The 12581-nt window shown below is 70.9% G+C and carries 12 protein-coding genes; 8 read left to right on the plus strand and 4 right to left on the minus strand.

The genetic code is table 11. The features are described from left to right. Positions 1 to 132: 132 nt before the first annotated feature. Positions 133 to 627 carry an SRPBCC family protein gene (locus ACFWW9_RS43200; protein WP_390388942.1) on the minus strand — a complete coding sequence of 165 codons (495 nt, stop codon included), beginning with the start codon at positions 625 to 627 and terminating at the stop codon, positions 133 to 135. Further along, a complete protein-coding gene (locus ACFWW9_RS43205; protein ID WP_390388944.1) occupies positions 611 to 964 on the minus strand; it encodes an ArsR/SmtB family transcription factor in 354 nt (117 codons plus the stop codon). Before ACFWW9_RS43205 ends, ACFWW9_RS43200 begins: the two co-directional genes overlap by 17 nt. A 208-nt stretch (positions 965 to 1172) precedes the next feature. Between ACFWW9_RS43205 and ACFWW9_RS43210 the strand changes: the two genes are divergently transcribed. The 5 genes from ACFWW9_RS43210 to ACFWW9_RS43230 all read left to right on the plus strand — a co-directional run bounded on the left by ACFWW9_RS43210 (position 1173) and on the right by ACFWW9_RS43230 (position 7187). Continuing rightward, the gene (locus ACFWW9_RS43210) at positions 1173 to 2369 is read left to right on the plus strand and encodes a glutamate-cysteine ligase family protein (RefSeq protein ID WP_390388945.1); all 1197 of its coding nucleotides are present in this window, start codon (positions 1173 to 1175) and stop codon (positions 2367 to 2369) included. Next, positions 2366 to 3694 (plus strand): ergothioneine biosynthesis protein EgtB, encoded by a 1329-nt coding sequence (egtB, locus tag ACFWW9_RS43215; protein ID WP_390388946.1) that lies wholly within the window; start codon positions 2366 to 2368, stop codon positions 3692 to 3694. Before ACFWW9_RS43210 ends, egtB begins: the two co-directional genes overlap by 4 nt. 1 nt (position 3695) lies before the next feature. Then, positions 3696 to 4466 carry an ergothioneine biosynthesis protein EgtC gene (egtC, locus tag ACFWW9_RS43220; RefSeq protein WP_390388948.1) on the plus strand — a complete coding sequence of 257 codons (771 nt, stop codon included), beginning with the start codon at positions 3696 to 3698 and terminating at the stop codon, positions 4464 to 4466. Then, positions 4463 to 5437, plus strand: a complete 975-nt coding sequence (gene egtD / locus ACFWW9_RS43225) for an L-histidine N(alpha)-methyltransferase (RefSeq protein WP_390388949.1) — start codon at positions 4463 to 4465, stop codon at positions 5435 to 5437. The genes egtC and egtD overlap by 4 nt, the downstream gene beginning before the upstream one ends. Positions 5438 to 5597: 160 nt before the next feature. After that, entirely contained in the window at positions 5598 to 7187 is a 1590-nt protein-coding gene (locus ACFWW9_RS43230; RefSeq protein WP_390388951.1) for an alpha/beta hydrolase, read from the plus strand. A gap of 60 nt (positions 7188 to 7247) precedes the next feature. Here ACFWW9_RS43230 and ACFWW9_RS43235 read toward each other — a convergent pair whose 3' ends face one another. Beyond that, positions 7248 to 8144 carry a polysaccharide deacetylase family protein gene (locus ACFWW9_RS43235; RefSeq protein ID WP_390388954.1) on the minus strand — a complete coding sequence of 299 codons (897 nt, stop codon included), beginning with the start codon at positions 8142 to 8144 and terminating at the stop codon, positions 7248 to 7250. Positions 8145 to 8159: 15 nt separating this feature from the next. Beyond that, a complete protein-coding gene (locus ACFWW9_RS43240) occupies positions 8160 to 9449 on the minus strand; it encodes a CoA transferase (protein ID WP_390388956.1) in 1290 nt (429 codons plus the stop codon). Between the two features lie 71 nt (positions 9450 to 9520). Here ACFWW9_RS43240 and ACFWW9_RS43245 point away from each other — a divergent pair, with 71 nt between their 5' ends. The 3 genes from ACFWW9_RS43245 (at position 9521) to ACFWW9_RS43255 (ending at position 11846) form a co-directional block, all read left to right on the plus strand. Next, a complete protein-coding gene (locus ACFWW9_RS43245) occupies positions 9521 to 10177 on the plus strand; it encodes a DUF1345 domain-containing protein (RefSeq protein WP_390388959.1) in 657 nt (218 codons plus the stop codon). Between the two features lie 100 nt (positions 10178 to 10277). After that, complete coding sequence (locus ACFWW9_RS43250; protein WP_390388962.1) at positions 10278 to 11480, plus strand: MFS transporter; 1203 nt, start codon at positions 10278 to 10280, stop codon at positions 11478 to 11480. A gap of 12 nt (positions 11481 to 11492) precedes the next feature. Beyond that, positions 11493 to 11846 carry a YybH family protein gene (locus tag ACFWW9_RS43255; protein WP_390388964.1) on the plus strand — a complete coding sequence of 118 codons (354 nt, stop codon included), beginning with the start codon at positions 11493 to 11495 and terminating at the stop codon, positions 11844 to 11846. Positions 11847 to 12581: the final 735 nt, after the last annotated feature.

The raw sequence follows: 12581 nt of genomic DNA on the forward strand, positions 1-12581 counted from the left end.
CCGGCGGGCCGCCCACGGGTCAGCGCCGTCGTCGTGCCGCCACGACGACGGCGACGATCAGGACCAGCGGAAGGACGATCACCAGCAGTTCGGAAATCCCCAGGTTCCCCATGGCTCGATGATCGCACGGCGTCAGGCCAGCGACACGGCGGTCTCCTCGAGGAGGTCCAGGCCCTTCTGCATGCCGGACTCCATGCCGGACTCGATGTGCATGTCCCGGCCCTCCTTCGTCTTGTGCTCGATCAGCATCCGCAGCGTCGTCCGGCCGTCCTCCTCGGTGAACTCGTAGGTGCACACCGCCGCGTTCCCGTCCGGGTCCGGGATGCCCTCGAACGCCTCCGTGGCGACGATCCGCTCGTTCGGCACGATCTCGTGGTACTCCCCGTGGAACGCCACCTCGTCGCCGCCCGGCGTCACGAGCGCGTACCGCCACTTGCCGCCGACGCGCAGGTCGACCTCCGCCACGGTCATCTCGCCGTGCCCGCCGTGCCACCAGCGCTTGATCAGCTCCGGTTCGGTCGACGCGCGGAACACCAGGTGCTTCGGCGCGTTGAACGTCCGGGTGATCAGGATCTGCGTGTCGGTGGGAAGGGTGACCACCGCGGTCCCGCTAGTCGTGCTCGTCATCACTGCTCTCCTCCGCTTTGAGTTCTTCCAGCACGTCGTCGAGCGCGGCGAAGCGCTCCTCCCACGACCGCTCGAACGCCTTGACCCAGTCGTGGACGGACTTCAGCGGCGCCGCGTTCAGGCGGTACAGCCGTTGCCGCCCGGAGTCCCGCACGTCCACCAAGCCCACCTCCCTGAGCACCCGCAGGTGCTTCGACACCAGCGGTTGTGCCAGGTCGAGCCGGTCCACCAGGTCGTTCACCGGGCGTTCGCCCAGTGCCAGCAGGTCGAGGATCTGCCGTCGGCGGGGTTCCGCCACCGCGTTGAAAGCGTCCGTCGTGGTCGCCGCTCGTGCCATGCGAGAAACATATACCCATATGGGAATGTGTCAACCCCGCCGTGAACGGGAAATGTCCGGTCTTCCCTGATCCGTAAGGAGTTCGTCCAACTTCGACGGGTGCGACTGTCGGTGCCCCCGTGTAGCGTCGAAAAGCGACGAATCATCACGGGGAGTGCGCGAATTGACTGCTGTGCGTAATGTCTCGGCACCGGGGCCCGGCCCCCAGGTGTTCCGGGACCGTGCCGAGGCCGAGGCGTACGTCGCCTCGGTCTGCTTCAAGCACGGCCCACCACGCCTGTTCGGCGTCGAAATCGAATGGACCGTCCACCACCGAGACGACCCGACCCGACAGCTCGACGCGGGAGCCCTCGCGGCCGCGCTGGGTCGGCACGCACCACCCACCCTCGTTCCGGACAGCCCCCAGCGGCCGCTGCCCAGCGGCACCCCGCTGACCGTCGAACCCGGTGGCCAGGTCGAGATCTCCACCCCGCCGCGCACCTCGCTGACCGAGCTGCTGAAGACCGTGGGGGAGGACGTCACCCAACTCCGCAACCTCTTGGCCTCGGCCGACCTCGTGCTGGGCGAGCGGGGAGCCGACCCGTTCCGGCCGCCGACGCGGATGCTGCGCGTCCCCCGCTACGCGGCGATGGAACACGCCTTCGAGCCGATCGGGCCCGAGGGCATCACGATGATGTGCAGCACCGCGGGCCTCCAGGTGTGCCTGGACTTCGGGCTGCGGGAGCACCTGAACGCGCGCTGGGCCGCCGTGCACGCGCTCGGGCCGGTGCTGAACGCCCTGTTCGCGAACTCGCCCGGCGTCAACGGGCGGCGGCCGGACTGGGCGTCGGCGCGGATGCGGACGCTGTACGGGACGGACCCGGTGCGCACGCGGCCCGCCGCGGGCGACTGCGAGGACCCGGCAGGGGCGTGGTCGCGGCGCGTGCTGGACACGCCGGTGATCGCGATCCGGCAGCCGGGGCCGAACTGGATCCCGCCGCGACCGCTGACGTTCGCGGAGTGGGTCGACGGCGCGCTCGACCGCGTGCCCACCAGCGACGACCTGGACTACCACCTGTCGCTGCTGTTCCCGCCGGTCCGGCCGCGCGGGTACATGGAGGTCCGCTACCTCGACACCCCGCCGCACGGTCGGTGGATCCCGCCGGTCGTGCTGATGGCCGCGCTGTTCAGCGACGCGTCCGTCGTGGACGAGGTGCTGGCCGCGACCGAGTCCGTCGCGGGCCGGTGGCTCACCGCCGCGCGGTACGGACTGGCCGACCGGGCCGTCGACCAGGCCGCGCACGCCGTGGTCGAGATCGGCTGCCGCGCGCTGGACCGCACGGACCTGTCGATGGGCCAGGCCGCCGCCGTGGCCGAGGACCTGCACCGCACGCTCGCCGAGAAGTCCGGAGGAGTCACGCCATGACCAGCATCGACGATCTCGGTACCGACCGCCTGCGCGAGCACGTGGCCACCCAGCTCGAACGCTCCCGAGCGCGCAGCGTGGCGCTGACGGACGCGGTGGACGAGCACGACCTCGTGCGCCAGCACTCGAAGCTGATGTCCCCGCTGGTGTGGGACTTCGCGCACATCGGCAACCAGGAAGAGCTGTGGCTCGTGCGGGACGTCGGCGGGCGCGAGCCCGTGCGCGCGGACATCGACGAGCTGTACGACGCGTTCAAGCACTCCCGCTCCTCCCGGCCCGAACTGCCGCTGCTCAGCCCCGCCGAGGCGCGGCAGTACGTGGGCGAGGTGCGGAACAAGGTGTTCGACGTGCTGGAGACCGCGAGGTTCGAGGGGCGCAAGCTGCTCGACGGCGGGTTCGCGTTCGGCATGATCGTGCAGCACGAGCAGCAGCACGACGAGACGATGCTGGCCACCCACCAGCTCCGCGTCGGCGCACCGGTGCTGGACGCGCCGCCGCCGCCTCCCGGCAGGCCGCTCCCGGTCCAGGAGGTCCTGGTGCCGGGCGGGCACTTCACCATGGGCACGTCGACGGAGGCGTGGGCGCTGGACAACGAGCGGCCCGCGCACCAGACGCACACCGAGCCGTACTTCATCGACACCGCGCCGGTCACGAACGCCCAGTACGCGGCGTTCATCGACTCCGGCGGCTACGCCGACCAGCGGTGGTGGAGCGACGCGGGCTGGGCGCACGTCCAGCACGCCAAGCTCGTCGCGCCCCGGTTCTGGGAGCGCGTGGGCTCGGAGTGGTACCGCGACCGGTTCGGCGTCGTCGCGCCGGTCGTGCCGGACGAACCCGTGGTGCACGTCAGCTTCTTCGAGGCCGAGGCGTACGCGAAGTGGGCGGGCAAACGCCTGCCGACCGAGGTCGAGTGGGAGAAGGCGGCCCGCTTCGACCCGGCGACCGGCCGGTCGCGCCGCTACCCGTGGGGCGACGAGGAGCCGACCGAGAAGCACGCGAACCTCGGCCAGCGGCACCTCCAGCCCGCGCCCGTCGGCGCGTACCCGGCCGGGGCGTCGCCGCTGGGCGTGCACCAGCTGATCGGCGACGTGTGGGAGTGGACCAGCTCGGACTTCCACGGCTACACCGGGTTCGAGGTGTTCCCGTACGCCGAGTACTCGCAGGTGTTCTTCGGGCCGGAGTACAAGGTGCTGCGCGGCGGCTCGTTCGGGGCCGACCCGGCGGCGGTGCGGTCGACGTTCCGCAACTGGGACTACCCGATCCGCCGACAGATTTTTGCCGGCTTCCGATGTGCGCGCGACGCGAAGGCGGCCGAGCTGAGCTGACATGTGCCGCCACCTGGGCTACCTGGGCACCGCCGTGCCCGTGGCAGAGCTGATCGACGACCCACCGCACTCGCTGGTGCACCAGTCGTACGCGCCTGCGGACATGAGGGGCGGCGGAACCGTCAACGTCGACGGTTTCGGCGTCGGCTGGTACTCGCCGGACGGCGCCGCCGTGCGCTACCGGCGGACCGGGCCGATCTGGGCGGACGCCTCCCTGGCGGCCGTCACGCGGGCCACGACGTCCGGCGCGGTGCTGGCCGCCGTCCGGTCCGGCACGGTCGGCATGCCCATCGTGGAGACGGCGTGCGCGCCGTTCACCGACGGGCACTGGCTGTTCAGCCACAACGGCCGGATCACCGACTGGCCGGAGTCCGTCGCGGACCTCGCGAAGGCGCTGCCGGTGACCGACCTGCTCACCCTGGACGCGCCCACGGACGCGGCGCTGCTGTGGGCACTGGTCCGCGCGCGGCTCGCGACCGGTGAGGACCCGACCGCCGTGCTGGCGGGCGTGGTGTCCGACGTCGCCGCGGCCGCACCCGGCTCGCGGCTCAACCTCTTGCTCACCAACGGAACCGTGCTCGTCGGCACGACGTGGACGCACGCGCTGTGGGTCCGCTCCACCCCCGACTCGGTCGCGCTCGCGTCCGAGCCGTGGGACTCCGACGAGCGCTGGCGGGAGATCCCCGACGGTTCCGTCGTCACGGTGCGCGCGTTCCCGTCCACCGTGGACATCCGGCCGATCGGCCCACGAGGCAGAACAGGACAACCATGACAGAGCCAGTGGTGGACGTGCACCTGACACCCGAGGACGCGGCCCGCGCGCTGCGCGCGGAGGCCAGGGCCGGTCTGACGGCGACCCCGAAGTGGGTGTCGCCGAAGTGGTTCTACGACGCGGTCGGCAGCGAGCTGTTCGAGGACATCACCCGGCTGCCGGAGTACTACCCGACGCGGGCCGAGCGGGAGATCCTCATCGCCCGGTCCGCCGAGATCGCGGCGACGACCGACGCGCACTCGTTGGTGGAACTGGGTTCCGGCTCGTCGGAGAAGACCCGGCTGCTGCTGGACGCGCTGCGCGACCACGGCACGCTGAAGGAGTTCGTGCCGCTGGACGTGTCGACGACGGCGCTGACCGAGGCCGCGGCGGCGATCCTGGCCGACTACCCCGGCCTGGGCGTGCACGGCGTGGTCGGCGACTTCACCGAGCACCTGGCCGGGCTGCCCGGCGACGCGCCCCGCGTGGTGGCGTTCCTCGGCGGCACGATCGGCAACCTGATCCCGGAGGAGCGGCGGAAGTTCTTCGCCGCGGTCCGCGACGTGCTGGGCGCGGGGGAGTGGCTGCTGCTCGGGACGGACCTGGTCAAGGACCCGGACGTGCTGGTCCGGGCGTACGACGACGCGCAGGGCGTGACGGCGGAGTTCAACCGCAACGTGCTGCGGGTGATCAACCGCGAGCTGGGCGGCGACTTCGACGTGGACGTGTTCGAGCACGTCGCGCTGTGGAACGCCGAGCAGGAGTGGATCGAGATGCGGCTGCGCGCCACCCGCCCGGTGCGGGTGCGGCTGGCCGAGCTGGACCTGGACGTGGAGTTCGCCGAGGGCGAGGAGCTGCGCACGGAGGTGTCGGCGAAGTTCCGGCCCGAGGGCGTGCGGTCCGAGCTGGAGGAGGCCGGGTTCGAGCTGCACCGGTGGTGGACGGATGCCCAGGGGAGGTTCGCCCTCTCGTTGGCACGAGCTGTGGGCTAGTCGGGTGAACGGTCGCTGTGCGTGGTCATTCAAGCCGGCACAGCGACCGAAACCCCCCGATCTGCGGGTGTGCTGACACTCGAACGGGTGGCATTCTCCGGCGGTTGCGTCGTAAGTCAGGCGAGGGGCGACGCACGCGGAGACCAAGGAGTCATCACCCGTGGCACTACCAAACGCACGCAGAACGCTGGCATCGGCACTGGCCCTGGGGGTCGTGTGGTCGGGGCTGGCCATCGGCGGATCCGCCGCCGCACAACCCGCACCCCGGAGCGCGCCCGCCTCGTGGACCACCTGCGCGGCCGACGTGCTCGCCGAGATCCCGGCCGCCCAGCGCGACAAGGTCAGCTGCGCCGCCTACCCGGTGCCGGTCGACCACGCCAAGCCGCGCGGCGCGACCATCGACATCCAGATGATGAAGCGCCCGGCGGACGACCAGGCGCACAAGATCGGCTCGCTGTTCATCAACCCCGGCGGCCCCGGTGGCGCGGGCCTCATCTACTCCGCCTACGGCAGCTCGTTCTTCCAGCCGGAGGTGATGCAGCGCTTCGACCTCATCGGCTTCGACCCGCGCGGCGTCGGCCGCAGCGCGCCGCTGAAGTGCTTCACCACGCAGGAGGAGGCCGACGAGGTCTTCGGGCGGATGTCGCCGGTCCCGGTCACCAAGACCGAGATCCGGAACACGATGGACGCCACGCTCGACTACACGAAGTCGTGCGGCAAGGTGGCCGGACCGCTGTTGCAGCACATGTCCACCGAGGACGTGGCCCGCGACCTCGACCTGATGCGGCAGGGCGTCGGGGACAAGCAGCTGACGTACGTCGGGTTCTCCTACGGGACGCTGCTCGGGGCGACCTACGCCAACATCTTCCCCAGCAAGTCGCGGGCGATCGTGATCGACGGCAACGTCGACCCCGCGCTGCGCACGCGCAACGGCGCCGAGTACGACAAGCAGCGCGCGCAGGGCTTCGAGATCGCCCTGGACGCGTTCCTGAAGCGCTGTGACACCGTCGGGGCCAAGTGCGCGTTCAGCGACGGCGACCCCCGTGCGAAGTTCGACGCGTTGCGGGACCACCTGCGGACCCAGCCCGTCACGCTCCCCGGCGGTGCCGTGGTGACCTTCGCGGACGTCATCGGGCGCGTGAGCAGCAACCTGTACTCGCCGTCGACGTTCACGGCGCTCGCGGCGTGGTTGCAGTCGATCCACGACGCCATCAACGGGGTCGCCTCGCTGGCGGCCGCGTCCGTCGACGTGCCGCTGCTGGCGAACAACCGGGGTCTCGCCGACGTGCGGGCCCTCGGCGACACGCCGTACACGTTCGACGACTCGTACTACGGCGTCAACTGCACCGACAAGCCGTTCCTGCGCGTGCCGGAGCTGTTCCCGCTGGTGGCCAAGCAGTGGGAGAGGGAATCGCCCACGTTCGGCCGGTCGCAGGCCGCGTCCGACCTGCTGACCTGCGCGAGCTGGCCGGTCCGCCACCCGGACCGGTGGGCGGGCCCGTGGAACCGCAAGACGCCCAACCCGGTGCTCGTGGTCGGCAACTACTACGACCCCGCCACGCAGTACAAGTTCGCGCAGCGGATGGCGAAGGAACTGGGGAACGCCCGGTTGATCAGCGTCGACGCGTTCGGCCACTGCATCCTCGGTGACAGCGCCGGCGCCGACACGGTCGCCACGGACTACCTGGTGCGCTTGAAGGTCCCGGCCAACGGCCAGGTGTTCCAGCCGAACGTCCAGCCGTTCGCGTAAGCCCTGAGGTCCCCTCCGTCCCTCGTCGGGACGGAGGGGCCTTCCTGTCGTACCCCGTTGCTAGCGTGTGAATCGGGGGGTTCTCACGGACGGGGGACCTCCGGCCGGCCGTGCGGTCAGGCTGGTCCAGGTCTGCTGGAGGGTGCGGTAGTCGATGACCGCGATCCCTTCCGCCGCAATGGTTTCCCGCGCTTCCGGGGACATGAGGAACTCGTAGTCCGTGCTCCGGACGCGCCAGCCGTCATCGACGGCCTTCGCCTCGTCGTTGCCCAGACCGGGGTGCACCGCCCACTCGGTGAGGCCCGGCGGCAGCGCGCGGAGCAGCTCCGCGTACCGCGCGGGCTTGTCCTCCAGGTCGAGGGAGAAGCTGTCCAGGAAGTCGTGGTCCACCACCGGAAGCCCCCCGCCACGAGCCTTCGTGCGACCGGCGTCCAGCCACACCCGTGCCGCGAGGCCGTACTCGCGGGCCAGCGCCAAGGTGAGGTCGAGGATGTCGTCACGGCCGCCGTCCGCCAGGCAGTGCCAGTCCAGGTGGGTGGGGGAGAGGCCGGTGGCCAGCACGGACTCGATCTGCGCGCGGATCTCGACCTCTACCTCTGCCAAGCGGGCCTGTGCGAGCAGGTCGGGGATTCCCGTGGGGGCGAAGAAACGGCCCCGCGAGTCCAGTAGCGACGACACCTTGTCCCTTGTGGACAGTGGTCCCCAGAAGTAGTCCTTCGTGTCGCACACCAGGGTCAGGTGGATGCCGAAGGGGATCTCCGGGCGGTCGCGCAGCAGGCGCAGGGCGTGGGGAGCCCACGGACACGGCGGCATCAGGCTGCACGACGACGTGACGCCCTGCTCGATCGTGTCGATGATCGCCGTGTTCACGGCGTGGTACATCCCCAGGTCGTCGGCGTTGACGATCAGCACCCGCGCGTCGGGTGGGAAACCCAGCAGCTCGCTCGACAGGTCCATGCCACCAGCATGGACTCAGTTCCAGCGCGGCGCGTCCGTTCCCCAGGGAGACAGGGGTTTCGTCCAGTTCGTGGGACCGCCCGCGTAGTGGACCGGTGACAAAGCGTGGCGCAGCGGGCCGGAGTCGGTCACCCACGGCGAAGGGTCGAACGGCGGGCCCTCCTCGGGCGTCTTGTGGAGGTCGTGCACGAGCCACGACGCCGTGCCCGCGAGGGAAAGTCGGAGGTGGTGGCCGCCGCCCTCGGTCAGCGCACGCAGCACCGCCGCCGCCAGCAGGTAGCCCGTGCCGTGGTCCAAGGCTTGCGCGGGCAGGGTTCCCGGCTGGTCGTCGCCCTCGATCTCGGCGATTCCGGACCTGGCCTGCACGAGGCTGTCGAAGCCACGTCGGGCAGCCCACGGGCCCATCCATCCCCACGCGCACAGCTGCGCCACGACCAGCCCCGGCCGTCGTTCCCTGAGGGCTTCGGGGGACAGGCCGAAGTGGTCCAATGCGCCGGGGCGGTAGCCGGTGACCACGACGTCGGCTTCGGCCAGCAGGGCGTCGAACACCTGGCGGTCCGCGGCCAGGTCGAGCAGGGTGGAACGCTTGCCCAGACCCGTGTCGGCGTGCGCGTCGGCGGACTCCGGCAGGCGTGGGGAGTCGACCCGCAGGACGTCCGCGCCCAGCAGCGCGAGGGTGCGGGTCGCCACCGGTCCCGCGATGACCCTCGTCAGGTCCAGCACACGCACACCCTCGGCCGGGAGTGCCGCCGGTGGCAGAGTGCGGCCACCGGCGGCACGGTCGATCTCGACGAGCGGGTGGCGCGGTGTCCCCGAGCCCACGGCCACGGCCAGACCACCCGCCGCGTAGACGGTTTCCTGGACGTCCTCGGCCCGTCGCGCGGCGATGGAGTCGGCCAGGTCGGCGTCCCGCGCGATCCCCAACGCCGTCAGCAGGCGTTCGCGGTGGTGCGGGTAGTTGGCGTGGGTGCGCACCCAGCCGTCGGACGCGCGCCAGAAGCCGGACAGCGGGGCGAACACCGTGGGCGCACGGCCGTCGACGCGCAGGTGCCGTTCGCTGACGAAGGCCGTGCCGACCGCGGCCTCGTGCACTCGGACCGCCGGAATCGAGGTGCCGTTGCGGTGGGCGAGCAGCTCGGCGGCGGCCAGGGAGCAGACGCCCACGGTCGCCCGCGCCAGTTCGCGGACCGGCAGCCTGGACGGCAGGACCCCGCTCGACGGGACGTACGACACGGCGTCCAGCAGGTCGGCCGGGCCGCCGAGCGCGGACCACGCCGCCGCCGTTGCCTCGTCGATGGGGGACATGCGGGACATTCTGCCGCTGGGCAGGGGTTTCCAACCGGTGACGGCCGCCACGCGCGTGTATACCTGCGAGCGTGGCTGATCTTCCTCAAGAGGGGCTGGGCGGCGCTCCGGGCGCGCCCGCTCGCACGCACCTGCTCGTGGCGATCGTGGTCGGGCTCGCGGCCGGTGTGGTCGCGTCCGTCGTGGGGGCGGCGTGGCCGTTCGCCGTCCTCGTCGGGTGGATGGCGGGCGGGGCGACCTACCTGGCGTGGAAGTGGATCGCGATCTGGCCCATGGACGCGCCGACGACCGCGCGGCACGCCGTGCGCGAGGACCCCGGCCGGGCGGTGATGGACGCGCTGGTGCTGGTGTCCGCCGTGGCGAGCCTGGCGGCCGTGGGGCTGCTGCTCACGTCGTCCGGCCACGACCCGGACGTGCGGGCCGCGTTGAGCGTCGGCAGCGTCGCCGTGGCGTGGGCGGCGGTGCACACGACGTTCGCGACCCGGTACGCCCGCCTGTACTACTCGGGCCCGGACGGCGGGATCGACTTCAACTCCGACGAGCCGCCCGCGTACACCGACTTCGCCTACCTCGCGTTCACGATCGGGATGACGTTCCAGGTGTCCGACACGGCCATCCGCGCCAAGGCGATCCGGGCCACCGCGCTGCGCCACGCGCTGCTGTCGTTCCTGTTCGGGACCGTGATCATCGCGACGATGATCAACCTCCTGGCAAGCCTGGGACGATAGGGCGTTTGTGAGCAGACGCACGGCTGAACTGGGGATATGTGCCGGTAGAATCGGTTCAGCATTCAACCAGTTCTGCCCTGCTGCCCGTCAGGAGTCCGGCTTGACCACGACCCTGGAGCCCACCGCCACCCGTCGAGCAGTCGGCCCGGCACTCTTCGCCCTCGCGCTGGGCGGCTTCGGCATCGGCACCACCGAGTTCGCCACGATGGGCCTGCTGCCCCAGATCGCGGACACCTTCGGCATCTCCATCCCCTCCGCGGGCCACTCGATCAGCCTGTACGCGCTCGGCGTCGTCGTGGGCGCGCCGCTGATCGCCGGACTGGCCGCGAAACTGCCGCGCAAGGGCCTGCTGATCGCGTTGATGCTCGGCGTGGCGCTCGGCAACGGCCTGTCGTCCATCGCCCCGAACGCCACCCTGCTGATGATCTCCCGCTTTGTCGCGGGCCTGCCGCACGGCGCGTTCTTCGGCATCGCCGCCGTCGTCGCCTCCGGCATCGTCGCTCCCGAACGTCGTGGCACGGCCGTCGCCCGCGTGATGGTCGGCCTGACCGTCGCGAACCTGATCGGCGTCCCGTTCGCCACCGCCGCGGGCCAGCAGATCGGCTGGCGCAGCGCGTACGCCGCCGTGGCCGTCGTCTCGGTCATCACCGCCTTGGCGCTGGCCCAGTGGGTGCCGCGCATCGCCGCCGCCCACGACGCCAGCGTGGGTGCCGAACTCCGCGCGTTCCGCCGCCCGCAGGTGTGGTTCGCGCTGGTCACGGGCATGGTCGGCTTCGGAGGCATGTTCGCCGTCTACTCCTACATCTCACCCACGACGACCGAGGTCACCGGCCTTGGTGCGGGAGCCGTCCCGTGGATCCTGGCCGTCTTCGGCCTCGGCATGACCACGGGCGCGTGGCTGGGCGGCCGTTTCCTGGACCGCTCCGTCATGGGCACGGTCTTCGGCACGCTCATCGCCACCACGGTCGAGTTGGCCCTGTTCGGCCTGCTGGCGACCATCCCCGTGGCGTCGTTCCTGCTGCTATTCCTGATCGGCTTCACGACCACGGTGTTGGCGTCGGCGTTGCAGATGCGCCTCATGGACGCCTCCCCGGACGCCCCGTCACTGGCGTCGTCGTCGAACCACTCGGCGCTCAACATGGCCAACGGCGCGGGCGCGTGGCTCGGCGGCCTGGCCATCGCGGCCGGGTGGGGCTACGTCTCCACGGCCTGGGTAGGCGTCGCATTGAGCCTCGCGGGCTTGGCCATCGCCGCCCTGTCCGTCGTGGTGGAACGCCGCGCGAAAACTGTCGTACCCGTTTGACATGCTCGGCACATGCCGAACGATCAAGCACGAGCCACCACCCCGGAAGACCTCGGCCGCCTGTTCGTCGAACGCGCCAACGCGGGCGACATCGACGGCCTGGTAGCCCTCTACGAACCCCGCGCGGTACTAGCCCTACCCGACGGCCGCCGCGCCACAGGAGCGGACGAGATCCGCGAGATCTACACGATGCTCCTGGAAGACCGCCCCCAGTTCGTGGCGGGCGAACAACGCACAGCCCTCCACAACGGCAACCTGGCCCTCACCTCAACCAGACGAGGCCGAGGCGCCACAGCCGAGGTAGCCCGCAGGCAACCGGACGGCACCTGGCTCTGGCTACTCGACGAACCCAACGTCCTCGGCTAACACGGGCAAACGGTCCACGCCCGCACTCACAACCAGCACAAACGTGCGACGCCAGCTTCAGCCTGCGCCGGCGACGATGGACACACCTGACCCGACCGACACCGACGCACACACCGACCACAACCCGCAGCAACCAAAACCAGCACCGATCCGGGCCACCCACAACCAACGTCGAACAAGCCCGACGCAGACCCACGCACTGCCCGCACACGACCGGACCCGGACAACCACACTGAACGCGACTGAACCCAATTCGCTCGGCCCCCGGCCAGCACTCGCACCGACCACAACCGCACTGGGCAGCTGGGCCCCGGCTCAACCCTGCACCGCATCCCAACCGCCATGGAGCCTCTAGGGCCCCGGCCCAAACTCGCACCGAGACCGACTGCCAGGGCTCTCTAGGGTCCCGGCTTCAACTTGCACCGCATCCCAACCGTCAGGGGCCTTTCCTGGCCCCCGGCCCAAACTCGCATCGGGACCGACTGCGAGGGACCTTCCGGGCCTCCGGCCCAAACTCGCACCGGGACCAACTATCTGTCAGGGCCCTTTGGGCCCCCGGCCGCCACTAGCACCGCGCGGGACTGGACTTAAAAATCTTCCGGCCCCCGGCCGGCACTCGCACCGCGCCAAGACTGGACCGTGCCGGCAGGTTCTTTTAACCCCCAACCCTGGCACCCCCCGATTGTTTCTGCGCCCCCACCCTCTTTCGTCTTGTCAAGGCGCCTTTACAGCCTT

Source organism: Umezawaea sp. NPDC059074 (assembly GCF_042738955.1).
Taxonomy (GTDB): domain Bacteria; phylum Actinomycetota; class Actinomycetes; order Mycobacteriales; family Pseudonocardiaceae; genus Umezawaea.

What these genes read in the sequence shown, in the direction of transcription:
- egtD (WP_390388949.1), top strand. Translation starts at nt 4,463, where the DNA reads ATGACAGAGCCAGTGGTGGACGTGCACCTGACACCCGAGGACGCGGCC.
- ACFWW9_RS43255 (WP_390388964.1), top strand. Translation starts at nt 11,493, where the DNA reads ATGCCGAACGATCAAGCACGAGCCACCACCCCGGAAGACCTCGGCCGC.
- ACFWW9_RS43240 (WP_390388956.1), bottom strand. Translation starts at nt 9,449, where the DNA reads ATGTCCCCCATCGACGAGGCAACGGCGGCGGCGTGGTCCGCGCTCGGC.
- ACFWW9_RS43205 (WP_390388944.1), bottom strand. Translation starts at nt 964, where the DNA reads ATGGCACGAGCGGCGACCACGACGGACGCTTTCAACGCGGTGGCGGAA.
- ACFWW9_RS43200 (WP_390388942.1), bottom strand. Translation starts at nt 627, where the DNA reads ATGACGAGCACGACTAGCGGGACCGCGGTGGTCACCCTTCCCACCGAC.
- egtC (WP_390388948.1), top strand. Translation starts at nt 3,696, where the DNA reads ATGTGCCGCCACCTGGGCTACCTGGGCACCGCCGTGCCCGTGGCAGAG.
- ACFWW9_RS43235 (WP_390388954.1), bottom strand. Translation starts at nt 8,144, where the DNA reads ATGGACCTGTCGAGCGAGCTGCTGGGTTTCCCACCCGACGCGCGGGTG.
- egtB (WP_390388946.1), top strand. Translation starts at nt 2,366, where the DNA reads ATGACCAGCATCGACGATCTCGGTACCGACCGCCTGCGCGAGCACGTG.